This window comes from Streptomyces sp. NPDC050619, from assembly GCF_040654815.1.
In the GTDB taxonomy this organism is placed as follows: Bacteria; Actinomycetota; Actinomycetes; order Streptomycetales; family Streptomycetaceae; genus Streptomyces.
This window is the reverse complement of sequence record NZ_JBFAIR010000002.1, coordinates 505,255-525,565: the sequence shown is the minus strand read 5'-3', so window position 1 is coordinate 525,565 and position 20,311 is coordinate 505,255. Positions and strand designations below refer to the sequence as shown.

Here is a 20,311-nt window from a genome sequence, read left to right as displayed (position 1 = left end):
TCGGGGAAATCCACGCTGCGCCCCTCACGTCCACGATGAGCCTTCACCGCCAATGTACGGGCGCGTGGTCACCAGCGGCAGGGCGCTGAGGAAGCGAGGAGGCCCTACCCACACCGCGGCTCGCCCCTCACAGGGTGTGGGCCGCCGTCGTGTCCAGGCCAAGAAGGACGGCCACTTGGGCGGCAGTCTCGGTGTCAGGCGTTGTAGCCCTTCTGACGAACTCCCGGCGCCCACTTGGCCGCGATCTCCGCGAAGCGCAACGGCACAGCGAGTTGGCGCCGGCTCCGTACCGCTTGCACTTGGCATAGCACTTGCAGCGCAGGCCCTCCTCCGAGGAGTCCCACACCGGCACGGGTAGGTGTCCTTCAGCTTCGACACCAGAACCGTACCCACGGTCGGCCCCGTGGGTCACGAACGAGCCTCACTGGGCGCCGCCGCGGCTGATCTCGAGCTGGTGGCCGTACGTGCTGGCCGTCGGGCTGCTGTCGGGCTCTTGGTGCCCGCGGCTCGGCGTAGCCGCCGTGGACGGCGGAGTAGTGGACGGCATGCGGGGCGGGGCTAGGTGCTCTGCAGCGCGCGGAACTGGTTGATCCACGTGCGGTTCCGTCCGGGGAGACCGTCCTCGCCGCCCTGCACGGTATAGGGACAGAACAAGCTGTTGAGTATCCATGGAACCGACTTCTCGGTGAAACCAGTCGCCATGGCCTCGTCCTGGCTCACCCCATAGGTAGCCACCGCGAGCCTTTTCGAGCTGCGGAACTTCTCGACCTGATCCTGGAGATAGGTCTTGTTGCTTTCGAACCAGGGACTCTTGGAGAGAAAGTCGTCCCACTTCTGCTGGGTGAAGCGCTGCTGGGTGGCTCCGCGGAGCACCTCCCACACGAGTTTCCCGCCCTCCTCCGGGTGGCATTTGGCGAATTCGGCGGAGACCGGGTCTGTCAGATGGTCCCCCCAGAGGTGGACGAGGGAGAACTCGGTGGCCAGGAACTTCTGTTCGGGGCGCATGAGGGGGAGGACGTACTCGAGGTACTTCTGGGCACCGCCCGGGGCCGCCAGGTGCGGATGGATGTCCACGCCGTCGATGGCCAGGGTCCTGTTCACGAAGCGCAGCCAGCGGTTCGTGGCATCCGTACGCCAAGCGGCTCGATGGTTGAGCGCCCCCATGTAGAGCTTGGTCCTGGTCGCGGAGCTGCTGTCACGGTAAGCGATGACGCGTTGAGCGAGCTGCTCGTAGAATTCGTTGAGGCGTTCATCGCGATCCTGGGATTGGCTTTCGACGAACGGTTCGTTGCCGATCACCAAGATGTCGACCTTGTTCATGACGACCGGCAGCACCCTTTCCAGGCGCGCGAACGCGGTCATCCAGGCATCGCTGCCGGGGGTCGGGATGGGATTCTTCTTGTACGGGAATTTCAGCGACAGCACCGTGCCGTATCCAAGTTCGCCGGCCGTCAGAAGCTTTTCGATCTGCGGCTTTTCGGCGATGGGGCCCTGATCGGCGTTGGGCATGGGGAAGAACCCGCGTACCCAGGTGGCCGAGAGATCTTCCAGCTCGGCGAATAACATCTCGTTCGGGGCACCGTTGAAGTTCGCCCCGAGGACCCCATCGGGGGGCGGTGCGGTCACGCGGGCCGCGACCTGGCTCGGTTCGGCGTCCTTTCCCGGTCCGGATATCTCGTCCGGGAGCCTCGCCGCGCCCAACGCGCCCACGGCGGCCAGCCCGGCAGCTCCGGACATGCCGAGCATCCGCCGACGGGACGGCACTCGGGGCTCTGTGGCTCCCGTCGGGTTCGCCCCGATGTTCTCCTCCATCACGACTCTCCTTTCTCAGGCGTACCGGAAAGACCAGTTCTGTCTCGACGCTAGGTGCTGGAGTCCACTCAAGTACAAGGGTCAACGGCCGCTCGGCGCCTCCGGATACCCCAGCCGCGGGGCCAGCGCACGCGCCCGATCCGCCCACTCCGCGAGGAACGCGAGCGTCAACCCGCGTTCGCGGTAACGGCGTTGGGCATCCACGGCCCGGCCGCCGCCGTAATCGAGCTGCTCCTCCCCCGCGCGGGCCAGCATCAGCCCTGTCATCCAGTCGTACTTGACGGCCGAGGCGCACACCGCCAGCCGTACGAGGTTCTCGTCCCCCTTCCAGCCGCTCTGCCGCAGGCCGTGCAGATAGGCGTCGTAGGCTGCCGCCGCGTACTCGGGCAGGCGCGTGGCCGGGACGAACAGGTCGAAGACGGAGTCGGGGAGGTAGTTGCCGAGGTCCTCGCCGAGGGCGCCGTCCCCGGCGAACGCCCAGTCGAACAGGGCGCTGTCGGGGCCGTCGGCGCGGACGTTGGCGGGCCACAGGTCGAGGTGGCTGAAGGCGCGCGGCAGGGACTCCATGATGTCCAGGAACCACTCGCGGTCGTGGTGCAGCCGGACCATGGCGCGGCGCAGGCCGTCGGGTAAGTGGTCGCGGACCAGGGGCTGTTGCCAGGCCTCGTCGTCGTCGAGGAGTTCCTGGCCGAGGGTGTTGCTGTCGACGTACTGGCGCAGGAAGCGGCGGGAGAACCACGGTTCGTCGTCCGTCGCACCGACCGCGCCCTGAGCGGCGCCCAGGCGCCGGGCGTGCTCCACGTGCCGGGCGATCGACCAGTCCGTGGCCGGCTCGCCCCGCACCCGCTGCAGCCACAACGCCACGTCCCCGTCCGCCCGTTCGACGCGGGCCAGCAGCCGGGGCGCGCGGACGCCATACGGCGCCCAGGCCTGGGCGAGGCCGGAGGCGTAGACGTCGGCCTCGCACCGCCAGTAGTTCCAGTGCCGGGGGTCGTCCGAGGCCGCCCAGCGGCCGGTGGCGTCCTTGTTGCGGGTGAGGACCTTCAGGACGGCCGAGCGGTCTCCGGCGGTGACGTTCCAGACGCCGCCGGTGACACCGTTCTTGGGGTTGTGGGTGAGGGGGTCCAGGACGACCGGTCCGGTGAAGGGGCCGAGGACCTCTCGGGCCTCGGCGTGCACGGCATCGGCGACTTCGGGGCCCTCCGCGGCCACGGCATCGGTGTCAGACATCCCCCAAGGTTATGCGGGCTCTTCCGCCGTCTCCTGGCGTCCACGCAGCCACACATACACCGGGATGCCCGCGAAGAGGAACAGCACGCCCTGGTAGACGGCCGCGTAGCCGGCGCCGGCGATCAGCCAGAAGGAGAAGGCGAAGGAGAGGGCGGCGACGATCAGGTCGCGGACCAGGCCGGCCGGGCGGACCTGCTCGCGGGTGCCCTTGGCCAGCCAGTACAGCTGGGCGGCGGCGGAGAGCAGGTAGGGCACGCAGCCGGTGAACGTGGTGATCAGGACGAGGACGCGGAAGGTCGTGTCCGGGCCCGCCGTGTAGTTGAGAGCGATGAGCAGCGTGCCGAGGACGGCGACGGCCCAGACGCCGAACGCCGGCACCCCGCCCTTGCCCACACGGGCGAACGGCGCCGGGAAGAGGCCGTCGCGGGCGGCGGCGTACGGCATCTGCGCGGCCATCAGGATCCAGCCGTTGAGGCAGCCGGTGATGGAGGCGACGGCGACCAGGGCGATGGCGGTGCCGCCCCAGGTGCCGCCGGTGATGGAGTTCACCGCGTCGGCGAAGGGGGCGCCGGAAGCGGCCAGCTTGTCGTGCGGGACGAGGCCGAAGACGGCGACGATGCCGAGGATGTAGACCAGGGCGGAGCCCAGCGTGCCGAGGACACTGGCGCGGCCGACGTTGCGCTCGGGGTCGCGGACCTCACCCGCGCTGACGGCGGCCGACTCGACGCCGAGGAAGCTGTAGAGGAGCAGCGCGGCAGAGGCGGCCAGCGCACCGGAGACGCTCTCACCGGAGGCGTTGAACGGGCCGTAGTTGTCGGTGTCGATGAAGAACAGGCCGATCGTGGCGACCAGCAGCAGCGGCACGAACTTCAGGATCGTGGAGACGACCTGGACCGCTCCGACCCAGCGCGTGCCGGCGAAGTTCGCGGCGGCCGGCAGCCACAACGCGGCGAGCGCGACCAGCGCTTCGAGGGTGTGGTCGCCGTGGAGGGGTATCAGGACGTCTACATATCCGACGACCGCGACGGCCAGGGCCGCGATGCTGACCCAGCACATCGTCCAGTACGACCAGGCCGACAGGAAGCCCGCGAAGGGGCCGAAGGCGTCGCGCGGGTACACGTAGAGACCGCCGGTGACCGGGCTGCGCCGGGCCAGCTTGCCGAAGAGCAGCGCGAGCAGCACCGCGCCGGCCGACAGCACCACGAAGGCGACCAGGCTGACGCCGCCGTACGGGGCCACGGTGGCGGGCAGCACGAAGATGCCGCCGCCGATGATGTTGCCCATCACCAGGGCGGTGGCGGCGGCCGGGCCGAAGGTGCGGCGGCGCGGGGCCGGCCGCGCCTCGGGCTCGGCGGACTCGGTGGTACTGGGGGCAGTCATGTCACATTCCGGGAGGTGGGGAAGTGTGATCGTATCCGGCGTTCCACATCGTGGGCAATCTGTTCACGTTCTGGACATGATCCGGTGCGGTATACCGCTGCGACTGGACTACCGTCGTCGTATGACCAGCAACTCCACCCTCGCCGAAGCCCTTGTCACCGGCCCGGTCGTCCTCGACGGCGGCATGTCCAACCAGCTCGAATCCGCCGGGCACGACCTGAGCGACGAACTGTGGTCGGCGCGGCTGCTCGCGGAGCGGCCCGAGGCGATCTCCGAGGCGCATCTCGCCTACTTCCTCGCGGGCGCGGACGTGGCGATCACCTCCAGCTACCAGGCCACTTTCGAGGGCTTCGCGCAGCGCGGGATCGAGCGTGAGCGGGCGGCCGAACTCCTGGGCCTGAGCGTCGAGTTGGCGCGCGAGGCGGCGGGGCAGGCGCGCGCGAAGGGTGTCACCCGGCCGCTGTGGGTGGCAGCCTCGGCCGGCCCGTACGGGGCGATGCTCGCGGACGGCTCCGAGTACCGGGGCCGGTACGGACTGAGCGTGGCCGAACTGGAGCGCTTCCACCGGCCCCGCCTGGAGGTGCTGGCCGCCGCCGGTCCGGACGTGCTGGCGCTGGAGACGGTGCCCGACGCCGAGGAGGCCGAGGCGCAGTTGCGGGCGGTGCGCGGGCTCGGGGTGCCGGCCTGGCTGTCGTACAGCGTCGCGGGCGACCGTACCCGTGCCGGGCAGCCGCTGGAGGAGGCCTTCGCCCTGGCCGCCGACGCGGACGAGGTGATCGCGGTCGGCGTGAACTGCTGTGTCCCGGAGGATGTGGACGGCGCGATCGAGATCGCGGCCCGGGTCACCGGCAAGCCGGTCGTGGTCTACCCCAACAGCGGCGAGACCTGGGACGCCGAGGCCCGCGCCTGGAACGGCCGCTCGACCTTCGCGCCCCAAGAGGTGCTCGGCTGGCGGGAGTCCGGGGCCCGGCTGATCGGCGGGTGCTGCCGGGTGGGGCCGGAAGCGATCGGGTCGATCGCGCGGACGCTGAGGCCTGCGTAACTCCCGAGGCTCACGTACTTCCCGAGGCTCGCGTTATTCCGGAGGCTGCGTTATTCCCGAGGCTCGCGTTATTCCCGAAGGCCTGCGCAACTCCCGAGGCCCACGTAACTCCCAAAGACCCGCCCAACCCCCGAAGACCCGCCCAACCCCCGAAGGCCCACGCAACCCCCGAGGCCCACGCAACCCCCGAGGCCCACGTGACTCCCGAAGCCCGCGCAACTCCCGAAGGCCGGCGCAACTCCCGAAGGCCCACGCAACCCCCGAGGCCCGCGTAACTCCCGAAGACCCGCCCAACCCCCAAAGACCCGCCCAACCCCCGAAGGCCCGCGCAACCCCCGAGGCCCACGCAACTCCCGAAGACCCGCCCAACCCCCGAAGGCCGGCGCAACCCCCGAGGCCCACGCAACTCCCGAAGACCCGCCCAACCCCCGAGGCCCACGCAACCCCCGAAGCCCCGCCCAACCCCCGAAGCCCCGCCCAACTCCTGCCGGTTCACCCTCCCCGCTGCTAGCCTCCGGATCGGGAACCGGTTGCCATCACGTTGCCGCTGTTCCCGAGGGGTGGGCGATGGAGCCCGGGGAGAGGGACGAGGCGGACATGACCAGGAAGAGCGAGGACGCGAGCCGGAGCACCATCCGGGACGTGGCGGCGCGCGCGGGGGTGTCCGCGTCGACGGTGTCGCGGGTGCTCGGCGGGGTGTACCCGGTGAGTTCGGCGACGCGGACGCGCGTGATGCGGGCGGTGCGTGAAATGGACTACGTCGCCGACGCGCGGGCCAAGGCGGTCGCGGGGGTCGCGACGCCCACGCTGGCGTTCGTCCTGGAGGACATCACCGGACCGTCGTTCGCGCTCATGGCGCACGGCGTGGAGCGCGAGGCGACCCGGCTCGGGCATCTGTGCCTGGTGTGCAGCACGGAGGGCGACGTGCGGCACGAGATGGAGTTCGTCGAGATGATGCGCGCCCAGCGGGCCGCCGCCGTGATCCTGGTGGGCGGCGCCGCGGACACCGCCGAGTACCGCGAGCGCACCCGCCGGATGGCCGACTCGCTGGCGTCGGCGGGGTCCAGGCTGGTGCTGTGCGGCCGTCCGACGCTCGGGCCCGGGGCGCCGGTGACGGTCATCGAGTACGACAACGAGGGCGGCGCCTTCGCCCTGGTCGCGCACGTCCTGGCGCAGGGCCACCGGCGTGTGCTCTTCCTCGGCGGCAAGGCGGACCACACGACGGCGCAGGGCCGCGAGCGCGGCTATCTGGCCGCCCACTGCGCCCGCGGCCTGGACCCCGACCCGGAGCTGCTGCTGCACGGCGACTTCACCCGCGACTCCGGCCACCGTCTGATGCGCGGGGCGCTGAAGGACGGGCTGGACTTCACGGCCGTGGTCGCCGCCACCGACATGGTCGCCGCCGGTGCGCTGACCGCCCTGCACGAGGCGGGCCTGGCCGTGCCGGGTGACATCTCGCTGGCGGGCTACGACGACATCCCGTTCGCCCGCGATCTGCACCCCGCCCTGACGACCGTCCACGTCCCCTACGAGGAGCTGGGCCGCCTCGCCGTCCGCACCGCGCTGGGGCGGACGACGGAGGCGCCGGACGAGCATCTGCTGCTCGGCACCCATGTGGTGATGCGGGACTCGGTGGCGGCAACCGGTTCCTAGCGCCTCGGCACCAGGATCCGTCCGGGGACTGCTCAGCTCCGGCGGACCGACCCGGGCAACCGCAGCCGCCGTACCACCGACCGCAGCTCCATGCTCCGCACGGGCACGCCGTTGCCGTTCGCCGGCACCATCCCCGCAGCCTTGGACGCCCCCGACGCGGCTTCCTGGTCCCGGGCAGCCGCATCGGCCGTCCACATCGCGAACTCCCGGTCGCGCGGGCCGTACGCCGTGTGCGGTTCGCCGTCGCCGAAGATCCGTACCGGGTGTGAGTCGTCCCAGCGCTGCCAGCCGGGGTCGCCCTCGACGGCGAACCGCACCCAGGCCCCGTGCATCGCGTCGGCCAGCTCCTGCGGGGTGCCCCAGCCGGCCAGCTTGGCGGACTCGGGGACCTCGCCGGTGTCGAAGACGAAGCCGAGTTCCAGGGCGTGGCAGGAGCCGAGGTCGGGGAGGTTGGAGGGCCAGGCGAACTCGTAGACGTGACTGTGGTCCGGGCGGGCCTCGGCCAGGCGGTGCAGCGGGAGGCGGAGCAGGTGGTCGGTGACCATCTGGCCGACGATCTCGGCGGTGCCGGCCTCGGGGCGCAGGGCCCGGTAGCCGCGGGGCACCTCGTGGCCGCAGTGGCAGCGGGCCATGGCGCCGGCCAGCGCGACCGCGCCGAGCCGGTCGAGGCGTTCCAGCAGCCCGCCCGGCACCAGCCACAGCCGGTACTCGTCGCGGGTCCAGCCCATCATCAGGTCGACGCCCGGCGCCGCGTCGCCCTCGACCAGGGCCTGAAGGGGATCGCGCGGTACGACATCGCCGTCGACGACGATCCCGAAGGCGGGGCCGCCGAGCACCGGGCTGCTGAGCTTGCCCACCTCGGCCTGGGTGCGCAGCAGCAGCTCCCGGTCGACCTCGGCGAAGGCGGCCGCGGTGGCGGGGATCTTCAGCCGGGTCGCCATGCGGCGCACCATCCGCCGTACCTTGTCGCGGTCGTGGGCCTCGGGCGGCCCGCTCTGGAGGACGGCACGCCGGAACAGTCCCTGGGCCTGCGGGGCGGCGAGCAGGGCGCCGATGCTGATGGCCCCGGCGGACTGGCCGGCCAGGGTCACCCGCTCGGGGTCGCCGCCGAAGGCCCTGATCGACTCGTGCACCCAGCGCAGGGCGGCGATCTGGTCGCGCAGGCCGGGGTTGGCGGGGGTGTCGGGGAAGAGCCCGTAGCCCTCGACCCCGAGTCGGTAATTGATGGAGACGAAGACGACTCCGTCGCGGGCGAAGGTGCGCCCGTCGTACACGGGCACGGCCGAGGAGCCCCGGGTGAGGGCGCCGCCGTGCAGCCACACGATGACCGGGAGCCGGGCACCAGGGCCCGGCTCCGGCGTCCACACGTTCAGGTTGAGGCAGTCGTCACCGGGCAGGTCCGGGTCGGACAGGTACTGCGCGAAGGCTTCGGAGTACGGCGGTTTCGGCGCCGTCGGCCCGAAGTCGCCCGCGTCGCGCACGCCGTCCCAGGGCTCGGGCGGCACGGGCGGCCTGAACCGGCGGGGTCCGAAGGGCGGGGCCGCGTACGGGATGCCCCGGAACACCGCGACGCCCTGCTCGTACCGGCCGCGTACGGCCCCGTACGGCGTCCTGACCACCGGGTCCGTCGCCCCGTGGTCCGCCCTGTCCGCCTGGTCCGCTGCCGGCATGTGCCCACCAGCCTCCCGCTCCGCGCTCGTGCACCGTGAACTTCAGAGCACCACATGGTGGCCCGGTATTCCGGTGCGCGAGCGCGGTTTTGCGGCTATTTGGCGTACATCAGCGTGCCGAAGCCCAGCTGGTCGAAGCCGCCGCTGGTGGTGCCGTAGTCACCTCCCCCGCCTTCGGGGGCGACCGAGAAGCACATCTGGGAGATGTACTTGTCGTCCAGCAGGAGGCGCCGGCCGTAGTGGTAGTGGAGCTGGGCCCACACCGGGCGCACCTGGCCGCGGGAGGCCGAGGAGACCACGGTCTGCGACTGCTGGGCGCAGCTCTGGCCGGTGCCCCAGGTGTAGGTGGTGAAGGGCACGTCGCTGCCGAGGTTGTACTTGGCGACGTACTGGGCGCCTTTCATGAAGCGGCGGCCGTCGTACGAGTACAGGTCCTCGCCCTGGTTCCAGGCCATCTCGCAGATCGCGCCCATCTGGCCCATGCCCATGACGGTGTGCCCCTGGTCGCGGCCGGATTCCTGCCACTGGCCGAGGTCGTAGCCGTCCACGTTGCTGTACAGGAACGGCACCGCGTGTGCGATGGAGCCGTTGCCCGCGCCGGACTTGAAGTACGTGACGGCCTGGTCGTACTTGGCGCCGTCGTTGTTGAGGATCCCGATGGCCAGGATCGAGGCCATGTTGCACAGGTCCCAGTTGGCCCAGTAGTTGGTGATGCAGGCGTCGTTGTGGCCGGTGAGGAACTGGTTGTTGAGCGGGTAGAAGACCTTGGTCATCATCTCCTGGAAGGCGCCGAGGTCGAACGCGGAGTAGTCCCGCATGAGTTCGGCCGCGTTGGCGAACTGCCAGCCGTAGATGCCGGCGGCGAGGAACCGGTCGGCGTTGCCGGTGACGGTCGTGAGTGTCGTCGCCCAGGCGTTGAGGATCTTGGCAGCGCACTGGGCGTTGGCCTCGGTGCCGCCGACCTTCCAGCGCAGGGCGTTCTGGTAGGCGGCGGCGATGTCGTTGAAGAGGAGGCTGTAGTTCTCGCCGGTGCCGCCGCGGATGATCGTGGCCGTCGCCCGGGGCGTCCAGGTGGACTGGGAGTGGGAGTTGGCGGTCAGCTTGTTCCAGCCGGACAGCCAGGGGTCGTCGCCCGCGGCGACCCTGACCTTGGCGCGGTTGATGTCACCGGCGTTGTGCAGCATGCCGGGGTGGGTGAAGGTGCCGGGCGCCGCGTCCGCCGAGGTGGCGGCGAAGGCGGAGCCCAGGGCGACGGCGGCGCCGAGACCGCCGGCGGTCCTGAGCAGACCGCGGCGGCTCAACTCGGTTGTGTGAAGGTGCCCGTGGGGGGAATTGCGGCTCGTGCGGCTCATGCTGTGCGTCTCCGATCTGTGGGGAGATCTATGGGGAGCTCTACCGGGGCGTGATGCTCACCCCTTCGAACTGCGCGGTGCCGAGGGCAAGCGGGCTGCGGGAGCAGACCACGAGGCCCACGTAATAGGGGGCGTCACCGAAGTCGGGGATCTCGCCGGAGGCGAGGTCGGTCCAGGTGGCGCCGTCATCGGTGGACAGGGCTGCGGTGAAGGCGGTCCCGGTGCGCTTCAGCCGCAGCGAAGAGGGCTGGTTGGCGGCTCCGTTGCCGGTGAAGGCCGACTTTCCGGCGACGGTCGTGCGCAGCATGAGCTGCGCGGTGGTGCCGCCGCTGACGATCGCCCCGGCCGCCTGGTCGAACGGTGACAGCGACTTGGCCATCAGCAGCCCCACCCGGTCGCCGGTGGCTCCGGTGCGGGAGACCAGCCGTACGGTGACCTCGCAGTCGCCGGTGACGGGCTGTCGTACGAACTGCCCTGTCATTGCCTGGTTGTTGACGGTCAGATCGACTCCCGCACCGCGCACGGTGAAGGTCCCGCCGTCGTACGACGTGCTGCCCGGGGTACGGATGGCGACCACGCCGAGTGTCCCGAAGGCGCGGTCGTCGAGGACCACGTCGCCGAGGTCGCCGTAGGTCCAGGGGGCGGGCGGCGGGGTGCCGACCGTGAGGGTGAGGGTTGCGGTGCCGTCGCCGGCCGCGTTGCCCGCGGTGGCCGTGACCTTGAACTCGCCGGTCTCGGTGGGGGTTCCGGAGATCAGGCCGGTGCGTTTGTCGACGCCGAGCCCGTCGGGCAGGCCGGTCGCGGCGAACCGGATGGGCTCGTGCGAGCCGCGCAGCAGGTGCCGGAAGGCGACGCCCCTGTTGGCGAACGCCGAGGTGGCGGAGATGAGTTGGGGCACGGACGGCGACGGCATCCGCGCGGCGGCGGACTCCGACAGCGGGCCGCGCCCGGCGGTGTTGGTCTTCGCGACGGCGTAGTGGTACGTCGTCCCGGGCGTGCCGGTGGCGTCCGCGTACCGGATGCGGGTGCCGGACCCGACCGGGCCGACGCCGGTCGCGACGGTCACGTACGGGCCGTCGGCGTCGGTGGCGCGCAGCACCTTGTAGCGGGCGGAGAGATCCGGGTCGGTCCAGGCCAGTTCGACGGCGTCGGCACCGGGGGTGGCCTTGAGGTCGCCTGCCGTGCGGGCGGGGCCCGGGACCGACCACACCTCGCCGGAGGTCGCGGACGTCACGCTGACGTTGTCGAAGGCGCCGGTGCCGGTCTCGGCGTACTCCTCGTCGACGCCGAGGCAGGAGGTGAGGGCGAGGCCCGCGTATACGGTGCGCGGCATACCGTCGACCTCGGTCGAGCCGACGACCGTCCACCGGATGCCGTCCGGGGAGATCGCCCCGGTGCAGCGGCGGCCCTTGCGGGTCACCCGCACCCAGTACGGCGTCCGCAGCCGGTAGCCGTCGCCCGCGCCCTCGACGTACGGCGCCTCCAGCGGGGTCGCCGACTCGGGCAGGGTGCCGAGGCTGGAGATCGGGAAGGCGGCGGACGTGGTGATCGTCTGCTGCTGGGTGGGCGGCACGGGGGTGCTGCCGGTGCCAGAGGTCTTGGCTCCGGCCGACGGCCGTACGGTCCACACCCCGCTCCAGGTGTGCAGCGGCAGCCCCTGGATCAGCATGGAGGCGTGTGCCGCGTCCGCGTCCAGGGAGGTCCGGAGGGTGACGCCGATCTTGGAGTACTGCGAGCTGAGCGGCCACACGATCCGCGCGGTGACCGTGCCGTCGCCGGTCAGCGGCAGGTGGGCGAGGCGGTAGGTGTCGGCGGTGCCGGACGCCTCGAGGACGAACCGCTCGCCGTCGAAGGCGGCGGACCCGGGGATCTTCACGTCCCCGACGTCCTGGGTCGACCAGGGCTCGGGAAGTCCGGCGGTCGCGGACACCGGGCTCGCATCACCGCTGCTGCCGAGGGAGTTGGTGGCGGTGACCGTGTAGTAGTAGGTCCGGCCGGGGCGCACACCGTCGTCGTCCGTATGCAGTGTCCCGTCGACGCCCGACGCGACCTCCGCATACGGTCCCTCGGGAGCGGTGGCCCGGCGGACGGTGTACGTGCTCGCCCACGCCGACGGCAGCCAGCTCACGGTGACGGACCTGCCGTCGCCGGTCGCGGTGATGCCCGCCGGCGGCGTGGGCACGGTGGGCGCCGGGGCCTTGGTGCCGGCGTAGGCGAAGGTGCCCCAGCTCGGCAGGTCGTCGTTGCTGCCCTCGACGAAACGGGCACCGCCGGTGCCGCGGAAGACGGCCGCCTTGGTGTACGGGGTGTCGAGGCCGCGGACGCCGGCGTAATGGGCGTACGCCATCTCGTAGATCGGCGGCATGCTGCCGCGGCCGATCGCCGAGACGGTCTGCTTGATGTACTTGCCGGTGCGGTCGAGGTCGGGGACGAAGGGCACGTCGTTGCCCAGGTTGTAGCGGGCGTCGTACTCGAAGTTGGCGAGGATGCGGTGGTCGTCGTAGCCCCACAGGTCGACGCCCTGGTTCCAGGCGACCTGGGCGATGTCGCCGGTCAGACCGGCCGCGAGCTGCTCGTGGCCCTGGTCGCGGCCGCTCTCCTGGCCCTGGCCGGCGTCGGTGACGACGCGGTGGAGGATGCTGCCGTTGCCCGCGCCGGCGGCGGCGAAGCGCAGGGCGTCCTCGAAGAGGGTGGGCTCCTCGCAGAACACGGCGATGGCCAGGATGGTCTGAAGGGCCGTCAGGTCCCAGTTGCCGTTGGCGTAGAGCATGTATCCGGACACCGCCGGATACCAGACGTCGAGGAAGGACTCCGCGCAGCGGGCGATGTCCGCGTCCGCCCAGCCGTCGTAGTCGCTGTGCCGGAGCAGTTCGGCCGCGTTGACGAACTTGAAGGCCTGGAGGCCCGCGCCGAGCGGCCCGTCGGCGCCGGTGATCATGGTGAGCGAGGCCGACCAGGCGTTGAGGATGTCGCGGGCCTTGTCCGCGTTGGCGCGCTCCCCTGTGACGCACCACATCAACGCGTTCTGGTAGGCGGCGGCCGAGTCGGCGACGGCCTGGTTCTGGAAGTTCGTGGGGCCGCGGCCCCAGGAGGTGATCTGGCCGGTGTTCTGGATCGTGTACGTCGACTTGGAGCGGGCGTGGGCCGCGAAGGCCAGGTATCCGTCGTAGACGGGCGATTCCTGCGCGGCGACCGCTGCCTTCATACGCGCCAGGTCGGCGGCGCTGTGCAGCAGCCCCGGGTGGGTGAAGGCCCGCAGCCGGGCCTTGTCGTCCTGGGCCCACGCCGCCGCGGCGGAGGCGGACAGCAGTCCGCCTCCGGCCGCGACCACGAGCCCTGCCGCGCCGATGAAGGACCGTCGACTGAGAGGAAACACGGGTGACTCCATGGTTCTCAGGGGCCGCGTCACGCGTGCTGGACGGTGAGCGTGAGGGGCTGCGTCACGGTGCCCACGCTGTTGGTGGCCGAGACGGTGACCGTGAAGGTGCCGACGTTGTCCTCGACGGTCCCCGAGATCAGACCCGTGGCGGTGTCGATGGCCAGCCCCTTCGGCAGCGCGTCGGCGCCGAACGACGTCGGCAGCTCGGTGGCCGTGATCAGGTAGTTGAAGATCTGGTTCTTGGTGGCCGTGGCCTGGTCCGGGCTGCTGATCCCGGGCTTGTTGGCGGACGTGGCCTCGGTGGAGTTCAGGAACCGGGTGTTCAGCACGTGCTCGTTGGCGTAGGCCGGCATCATGTCGGTGAACTTGTACCAGCCGGGCTTCTTCATCCCGTTGGCGATGGCCTTGCCGTTGATGACGAGGTTCTGGAAGGTGACGTTCTTGATGGCGTGGTCCGCGTCGAAGCCGACCATGATGGACGGGTTCGCGTGCGTCCCGTTGTACGTCAGGTTCCGGATGTACACACCGTCGATGCCCCGCCCGACGGACGTGTTGTACGACTTGTTGAACATGACCCGCATGTTGATCAGCTGGCCCCAGCGGAAGTCCTCCACCCGGATGTCCTGGGCGCGGACGTTGCTCACCAGGTTGCTGTCGCCGGGGTTGAGCGCGATGCAGCCCTGGTAGTCCATCTGCGGTTCGCGGTGGTCGAGGATGTCGATGTTGCTGAAGACGAGGTTCTCGATGGTCTCCGGCTTGTCGGTGTTGCCGTGCGTGCCGACGTTGATCGGGTGCGCGACGTCCGCCCAGAGGGTGGAGTTGCGGACGGTGACGTTGCGGACGTCGCCGTAGTACTCCCAGCGGTGGGCGTAGATCGCGATGCAGTCGTCGGAGTTGCGCATCCAGACGCCCTCGATGAGGACGTCCTCGCTGGAGAAGACGTCGATGCCGTCGCCCCACTGGCCGTGGCTGTAGGAGTGCAGGTTGCGGATGGTGACCTGCTGGGACTGGCCGACGGTGACCGAGTAGCCGCTGCTCGGGTTGAGCACCATGATGCCGTCGATCTCGATGTTCTTCGAGTACTCCACCAGGACGCCGCTCGGCGAGTTGTACAGCACGCCACGCCCGATGATCCTGGCGTTCTCCACTTTCTGGAACGCCACCTGCGACGTCAGCACCGCGCCGCCGGCCAGGTAGAGCGTCTTGCCGCTGGGCACCTTCACCACGTTGTCGGTGGTCTTGTGCAGGCCGGGGCCGAAGTAGATGACGTCGGGGTCGTCGGGGTCGGGCGCGTTCGTCTCGATCGGGTTGGCGTGCAGCTGAAGGTTGTTGAAGAGATCGCCGTCGACCTCGATGGAGAGGTTGCGCGGCTCGGTGAGGGTGAAGCTCACCGTGGCGCCGTCCACCGTGAAGTCGATGTCGTACGACAGGGGGCGGATCCGCGCGGTGCCGATGGCGCCCTTGGCCGAGGTGACGGCGACCTCGACGGTGCCCGTGAAGTCGAAGGTGGCAACGGAGGAGTTGAAGACCGGACCACTGCCCGTGTTCGCGTCGATCTGCTTCGCCCTGGAACGGTAGACGGGCACCGTCTGCCATTCACCGCCCGCCGTACGGGCCTTGACCGAGTAGCTCGAGTTGGTCGGGACCCCGCTCGGGATGGGGTACACCACCAGCTTGTCGGTCGACGCGGGCCCGTCCGCCGCTCTCGCGGTGCCGGCCGCCCCTCCGATCAGTGAGTACGCGGCGACCGTGGCACCCGCGGCCTGGAGAACGGTGCGCCGGGACAGGCCGGTGCTCTGGGTGTCGTTCATGAAGCGGTTCCTTCAGTAAGGGGAGGGATGAGGGATACGGAAGGTCACTTGAGTCCGGTGGTGGACATCCCGGCGACGAAGCCGCGCTGGGCGATCAGGAAGATCAGCAGGATCGGGACGACGTACATCACGGAGGCCGCGGCCTGGAGCTCGGGGACGGGCGTACCGCCCTCGTTGACGTAGGCGGTCATCACCGCGACGGCGAGCGTGGTGCGGTCGGTGGACAGCAGCAGCTGCGGGGCGATGTAGTCGCCCCAGCTCCAGGTGAAGGCGATGATGAAGCTCGCGGACAGCACGGGCCAGGACTGCGGCAGGAAGATCCGCCAGAAGATCGACGCGTAACCGCAGCCGTCGACGATCGCGGCCTCCTCCAGCTCGCGCGGCATGCCCGCGAAGAACTGCCGGAAGAGGAAGACCAGATACGGCGCCGCGGACAGGCCCCACAGCACCCACGGCCAGTACGTGTTGACCATGCCGACCTTGGCGAAGATCAGGTAGGTCGGCAGCAGGGTGACCATCTGCGGCAACATCATCGAGCCGAGCAGGACGCCGAACAGCACCTTCTTGCCGGGCGCCTCGAGCCGGGCGAAGCCGAAGCCGACCCAGGCCGAGCTGAGGGTGACGAGAGTGGCGTAGAGGAGGGCGATGATCAGGGAGTTGCGGGCGTAGCCGAGGAAGTCGATCTGGTTGAAGGCGTCGGCGAAGTTGTGCCACTGGAAGACGTCGGGCAGCCAGTGCACGGGCGAGGCGGCCAGTTCGCCCTGGGTCTTCAGGCCGGAGAGGATCAGCCAGCCGAAGGGGCCGAGGAACAGCCCGGTAACACAGACGAGGACCGTGTAGAGGACGAGGCGCTTGGCACGCACCCGCACGCGGGCGTCGGTCGCGAACGACTTGGGCGGCAGGCTGGTGGCGGTCACTTCTTCGCCTCCGGTTCGACGTTGTAGAACACCACGCCGGACGTGAACTTGAAGATGAGTCCGGTCACGATGAGGATCAGCACGAAGAGCACCCACAGCAGTGCGGAGGCGTAGCCGTAGCGGCCGAGCGCGAAGTACTGCGCGAACACGTGCATCATGTAGAGGTAGTTGGACTGCGGGACCGTGGTGATGCCGCTCGTGTCGCCGAGGGGCGCCAGCAGCAGCGGCATGATGGTCTGTACCGAGGCGATCATCCCGGTGACCGCCTGGAAGAGCAGGACGGGTGACAGCAGCGGCACGGTGATGCTGCGGAAGGTGCGCCAGGCGCTCGCCCCGTCGATGCGGGCCGCCTCGTGGAGTTCGCGGGGGACGTCCTGGAGCCCCGCCAGCGAGATGATCATGACGTTTCCGGCTGCCCAGAGCACCGTCATCAACAGGACGTAGCGGGCGTAGGGGTCGGCGAGCCAGCCGATGGCGTCGAAGCCGAAGAAGGTCAGGACACCGTTGGAAGCGCCGGAGTTCTGGTCGAAGAGCAGCTTGAAGGCGAGGCCCGCGCCCACCGGCGGCACCACCGCGGGCAGATAGAGCAGGGTGCGGAACAGACCGCGCGCCTTGATCGGCCGGTTGACCAGGACGGCGAGAGAGAGTCCCGCGATGATCGACAGCGGTACCGAGGTCACCGCGAACAGGCCCGCGCGGCCGAGCGCGTCCCAGGTCACCGGATCGTTCAGCAGCTCGCGGTAGTTGCCGAGCCCGACGTACTTCCAGTTGGGCGAGATACCGTCGAACGTGGTGAAGCTCAGCCACAGCGCGTACACCATCGGCGTCACGGTCAGCAGCAGGAACCCGATGATCCAGGGCGAGGTGAACATGTAGAACGCGCGGTGCCTGCGCGCGGTCATCGAGGTCCGCGATCCGCCGACGGCCGGTGCGCGACCGGCGTGCGCGACGGCGTCCGGCCGGCCCGCGACGGAGGAGATCTGGTCGACCGTCATCCCACTTGCTCCTTACCGCGCTTCAGCTGCTCGTTGACGGACGAGTTGAGGCGTCCCGCGAGGGTGTCGACGGAGATCTGGCCGTTCATCGCGGCCGGGGCGATCTGGTTGAAGAGGGCGTCGAGTGCGTCGGCCCTGGTGTAAGGGGTGAAGGAGACCACCGAGAAGTGCTTCAGCTCGTTGTCCTGCACCTTCAGCACCCGCTTCTGGTAGTCCTCCTGGGCCGGCATCAGGGAACGCATCGACTTCAGGGTGGGGATGCCCCAGCCGCCGGCGGCGCGCTCCTTGGCGGGCCCCTGGCCGAAGAACCACTCGAAGACGCGCCACGCGGCGTCCTTGTTCTTCGCCTTCCTCGGCATCCACAGTCCGGTGCCGCCCTGGCAGGCGCTGATCCGCGCGCCGCCCGCGAAGAGCGGGGCGGGCGCCAGGCTGGACACCTCCGCCAGCTTCTTGTCCGGGTAGATCATGCCGCCCAGCCAGTAGCCGGAGTTCGACATGGCCATCCGCCCGGCCTGGTAGGTGGGCCCGTCCCAGCCATTGGGGTCGGGCTGGATGAGGCTCGGCCCGACCTTGGTCTTGCAGTAGTCGATGAACCAGGCCAGGGCCTTGCGGGCCTCGGGGGTGGTGAAATCGACCCGGGAGAAGTCGTCGTTGAAGAGGCTGCCTCCGGCGGACGCCGTCATGGTCGTCAGGAGCGTGGACCGGGTGAGGCCGCTGTAGCTGCCGCCGAAGACGGTGGTCTGGCCGCTCTTGCGCTGTACGAGGCTCTTGGCTTTGTCCAGCCATTCCTCGTAGGTGACCGGTTCGGTCTCCGGTGGGTGGGCGACACCGGCCTTGTCGAAGGCCGCCGTGTTGTACCAGTACATGGAGTCCTGGGAGAAGTCCTTCGCCATGCCGTAGCGCGGACCCTTGCCCTGGGTGCGGCCGTCGTAGCGCCACAGGTCGTTGACGGGGTCCAGGTCGGCCGGCTTGAGGACGCTGCTCCGGGCGAAGTAGGGGTCCAGCTCCTCGGCCACGTCCCGCGCCGCGAAGTACGGCAGGTCCACGGCACCGACACCGCGCACCAGGTCGGGCGGGTTGCCGCTGGTGAGCATCGCGATGAGCTTGGTGATGTCGTACTTCACCAGAGCGATCTTGATGCCGAGTTCCTTCTGGGCCTGCTTCACCTGCTCCGGGGTGATGTCGCCGGAGTTGACCATCACGGTGATGGTCTCCCCCGCCCCGCTGACCCCGGAGGACACCTGGAGGGCACAGCCGCTGAGCGCCGCCGCGCCGGCCGCCGTGCCTCCTGCGGAGAGGGAGAGAAAACGGCGGCGGCTCAGGGGGGCACCGGCATGTGGGCGCATGAACGCACCACCTCCTGCTCTGTCCGTACGAGATTTCGGCCAAGAATCGGCTCGTCGATCACAGCTCACCGGTAGCAACCGGTTGTTGCGTGTTGGGGAGGAGCTTCTTCCTGTCCGGAAACGGCGTCAAGACTCTTGACGAACTTTCGAAAAGACTGTGTAACCTCGGCGTCATGGGCCGACCGGCCGCACGAAGCCGGTGGAACGCGGTCTGATCTGCAAAGAAAACGGGGAGCGGGACGACGCCGTCGGCCGCCGGATCGGGAACCGGTTGCCGTAGCCGGTCCACCTCATCCCGATCCTTCCGGAAAGGCTCCGGAAGCCCCAGTAAGCGATTTCACGCCACCCGGCGCCCCGAGCGCCCGCCCGGAGCCACCCGGAAGCCGACCTGGCACTCTGTCCTGCCGATTGACCGTCCTGTCCTGCCGATTGACCGTCGCTCGTCGCCAGATCTACGGTAGAAGGCGCTTTCAGAAAATGTTTCCACTCAGTGCGTCAGGAGAGACATGCCCAGCCCGCAGCAGCCACCCAGGGCCGTGTTCGCGATGGATCCCGTGCACCTCCCCCTGCTCTTCCCCCCGCCGCTCATGGCCCGGCTGACGCGGGCGGCCGACCTCGACCCCGCGCTCGTCGTACGGGACTTCACCGATCCGGCCTCGGCCGAGGCCGTGGCCCACGCCGAGGTACTGATCACCGGCTGGGGCTGCCCCCGCCTCGGCGCCGGCGTGCTCGCCACGGCCCCCCGCCTGCGCACCGTCCTGCACGCCGCGGGCTCGGTCCGCTCGCTGGTCGGCGAGGCGCTGTGGGAACGCGGCATCACCGTCTCCAGCGCGGTGACCGGCAACGCCCTGCCGGTCGCGGAGTACACCCTCGCCATGATCCTGCTGGCCGGGAAGGACACCTTCGCCCACCGCGAGCGCTTCCGCGCCACCCACACCTATCCGTCCCCCGCCGAGACCGCGGCCACCGGCAACGTCGGCCGCCGGATCGGGGTCATCGGCGCCTCCCGCGTGGGCCGCCGGCTCCTGGAGCTGCTGCGGCCGTTCGACTTCTCGGTACTGCTGCACGACCCGTACGTCAGCCCCGCCGAGGCCGCCGCCCTGGGCGCCGAACCGCTGTCGCTGGAGGACCTGCTCAGACACAGCGACATCGTGAGCCTGCACGCCCCCGACATCCCCGAGACCTACCGCATGCTCGACGCCGCCCGGCTCGCCCTCATCCAGGACGGCGGCGTCCTGATCAACACCTCCCGGGGCGCCCTGGTCGACCCCGACGCGCTCACCGACGAGCTGGTCTCCGGCCGGCTGCACGCGATCCTCGACGTCACCGAACCCGAGCCGCTGCCCGCCGGTTCCCCCCTCTACCGCCTGCCCAACGTCTTCCTCACCCCGCACATCGCCGGTTCCCTCGGCAACGAGCTGGAACGCCTCGGCCGTATCGTCGTCGAGGAACTGGAACGCCTGGTCGCAGGCGCGCCACCGGCCCACGAGGTGCGTCACTCGGACCTGGCCCGGGTCGCGTGACGACCGGACCGGGCCCCGGGCCGGCCGGCGAGGCCGGGCGCGGGAAACACCTGCGGGAAACAATGGGATACGGTTTCCGTACGGGCGTGGGGGCACGGGACACCCCCACCGGTCTCGGCAGATCCGCAGGACCTGCTCCGAGCCCCTGGCCGGCCGCCGAAAGGCGGGCATTACGGCCGCCCGGCGTAGCAGCCGCAACCA

The 20,311-nt window shown here is 70.1% G+C and carries 13 protein-coding genes; 3 read left to right on the top strand and 10 right to left on the bottom strand.

Going from position 1 to position 20,311, the window contains the following annotated elements; translation table 11 throughout:
• Nucleotides 1-558: 558 nt before the first annotated feature.
• The 3 genes from AB0I77_RS05400 to AB0I77_RS05390 form a co-directional block, all read right to left on the bottom strand.
• Nucleotides 559-1,812: a hypothetical protein gene (locus AB0I77_RS05400; protein WP_363281013.1), complete on the bottom strand. Its 1,254-nt coding sequence runs from the start codon at nt 1,810-1,812 to the stop codon at nt 559-561.
• 81 nt (nt 1,813-1,893) lie between these two features.
• Nucleotides 1,894-3,042 carry an aminoglycoside phosphotransferase gene (locus AB0I77_RS05395; RefSeq protein WP_363281012.1) on the bottom strand — a complete coding sequence of 383 codons (1,149 nt, stop codon included), beginning with the start codon at nt 3,040-3,042 and terminating at the stop codon, nt 1,894-1,896.
• Between the two features lie 9 nt (nt 3,043-3,051).
• On the bottom strand, nt 3,052-4,422 hold the full coding sequence (locus AB0I77_RS05390) for an amino acid permease (RefSeq protein WP_363281011.1): 1,371 nt from the start codon (nt 4,420-4,422) through the stop codon (nt 3,052-3,054).
• Between the two features lie 121 nt (nt 4,423-4,543).
• Here AB0I77_RS05390 and mmuM point away from each other — a divergent pair, with 121 nt between their 5' ends.
• Nucleotides 4,544-5,464 (top strand): homocysteine S-methyltransferase, encoded by a 921-nt coding sequence (gene mmuM / locus AB0I77_RS05385; RefSeq protein ID WP_363281010.1) that lies wholly within the window; start codon nt 4,544-4,546, stop codon nt 5,462-5,464.
• A gap of 597 nt (nt 5,465-6,061) precedes the next feature.
• Nucleotides 6,062-7,117, top strand: coding sequence for a LacI family DNA-binding transcriptional regulator (locus AB0I77_RS05380; protein WP_363281009.1), 1,056 nt, complete (start codon nt 6,062-6,064; stop codon nt 7,115-7,117).
• 32 nt (nt 7,118-7,149) lie between these two features.
• Here the strand turns inward: AB0I77_RS05380 and AB0I77_RS05375 are convergent, their stop codons facing one another.
• The 7 genes from AB0I77_RS05375 to AB0I77_RS05345 all read right to left on the bottom strand — a co-directional run bounded on the left by AB0I77_RS05375 (nt 7,150) and on the right by AB0I77_RS05345 (nt 18,587).
• Nucleotides 7,150-8,787, bottom strand: coding sequence for a carboxylesterase family protein (locus AB0I77_RS05375; protein ID WP_363281008.1), 1,638 nt, complete (start codon nt 8,785-8,787; stop codon nt 7,150-7,152).
• A gap of 95 nt (nt 8,788-8,882) precedes the next feature.
• The gene (locus tag AB0I77_RS05370; protein WP_363281007.1) at nt 8,883-10,139 is read right to left on the bottom strand and encodes an alginate lyase family protein; all 1,257 of its coding nucleotides are present in this window, start codon (nt 10,137-10,139) and stop codon (nt 8,883-8,885) included.
• Between the two features lie 40 nt (nt 10,140-10,179).
• A complete protein-coding gene (locus AB0I77_RS05365; protein ID WP_363281006.1) occupies nt 10,180-13,527 on the bottom strand; it encodes a putative Ig domain-containing protein in 3,348 nt (1,115 codons plus the stop codon).
• A 17-nt stretch (nt 13,528-13,544) separates the two neighbouring features.
• Nucleotides 13,545-15,329: a glycosyl hydrolase family 28 protein gene (locus tag AB0I77_RS05360; RefSeq protein ID WP_363281005.1), complete on the bottom strand. Its 1,785-nt coding sequence runs from the start codon at nt 15,327-15,329 to the stop codon at nt 13,545-13,547.
• Nucleotides 15,330-15,373: 44 nt separating this feature from the next.
• A complete protein-coding gene (locus tag AB0I77_RS05355; protein ID WP_363281004.1) occupies nt 15,374-16,246 on the bottom strand; it encodes a carbohydrate ABC transporter permease in 873 nt (290 codons plus the stop codon).
• A complete protein-coding gene (locus AB0I77_RS05350; RefSeq protein ID WP_363281003.1) occupies nt 16,243-17,241 on the bottom strand; it encodes a sugar ABC transporter permease in 999 nt (332 codons plus the stop codon). Before AB0I77_RS05350 ends, AB0I77_RS05355 begins: the two co-directional genes overlap by 4 nt.
• Entirely contained in the window at nt 17,238-18,587 is a 1,350-nt protein-coding gene (locus AB0I77_RS05345; protein ID WP_363281002.1) for an extracellular solute-binding protein, read from the bottom strand. Before AB0I77_RS05345 ends, AB0I77_RS05350 begins: the two co-directional genes overlap by 4 nt.
• Before the next feature lie 506 nt (nt 18,588-19,093).
• On the opposite strand from AB0I77_RS05345, the gene AB0I77_RS05340 reads away from it, so the two are divergent.
• Nucleotides 19,094-20,110, top strand: coding sequence for a hydroxyacid dehydrogenase (locus tag AB0I77_RS05340; protein WP_363281001.1), 1,017 nt, complete (start codon nt 19,094-19,096; stop codon nt 20,108-20,110).
• Nucleotides 20,111-20,311 lie beyond the last annotated feature (201 nt).

Bases quoted from the DNA above. Each gene is read 5' to 3' on its own strand.
- AB0I77_RS05400 (WP_363281013.1), bottom strand. From the start codon at position 1,812: ATGGAGGAGAACATCGGGGCGAACCCGACGGGAGCCACAGAGCCCCGA.
- AB0I77_RS05395 (WP_363281012.1), bottom strand. From the start codon at position 3,042: ATGTCTGACACCGATGCCGTGGCCGCGGAGGGCCCCGAAGTCGCCGAT.
- AB0I77_RS05390 (WP_363281011.1), bottom strand. From the start codon at position 4,422: ATGACTGCCCCCAGTACCACCGAGTCCGCCGAGCCCGAGGCGCGGCCG.
- mmuM (WP_363281010.1), top strand. From the start codon at position 4,544: ATGACCAGCAACTCCACCCTCGCCGAAGCCCTTGTCACCGGCCCGGTC.
- AB0I77_RS05380 (WP_363281009.1), top strand. From the start codon at position 6,062: ATGACCAGGAAGAGCGAGGACGCGAGCCGGAGCACCATCCGGGACGTG.
- AB0I77_RS05375 (WP_363281008.1), bottom strand. From the start codon at position 8,787: ATGCCGGCAGCGGACCAGGCGGACAGGGCGGACCACGGGGCGACGGAC.
- AB0I77_RS05370 (WP_363281007.1), bottom strand. From the start codon at position 10,139: ATGAGCCGCACGAGCCGCAATTCCCCCCACGGGCACCTTCACACAACC.
- AB0I77_RS05365 (WP_363281006.1), bottom strand. From the start codon at position 13,527: ATGGAGTCACCCGTGTTTCCTCTCAGTCGACGGTCCTTCATCGGCGCG.
- AB0I77_RS05360 (WP_363281005.1), bottom strand. From the start codon at position 15,329: ATGAACGACACCCAGAGCACCGGCCTGTCCCGGCGCACCGTTCTCCAG.
- AB0I77_RS05350 (WP_363281003.1), bottom strand. From the start codon at position 17,241: ATGACGGTCGACCAGATCTCCTCCGTCGCGGGCCGGCCGGACGCCGTC.
- AB0I77_RS05345 (WP_363281002.1), bottom strand. From the start codon at position 18,587: ATGCGCCCACATGCCGGTGCCCCCCTGAGCCGCCGCCGTTTTCTCTCC.
- AB0I77_RS05340 (WP_363281001.1), top strand. From the start codon at position 19,094: ATGCCCAGCCCGCAGCAGCCACCCAGGGCCGTGTTCGCGATGGATCCC.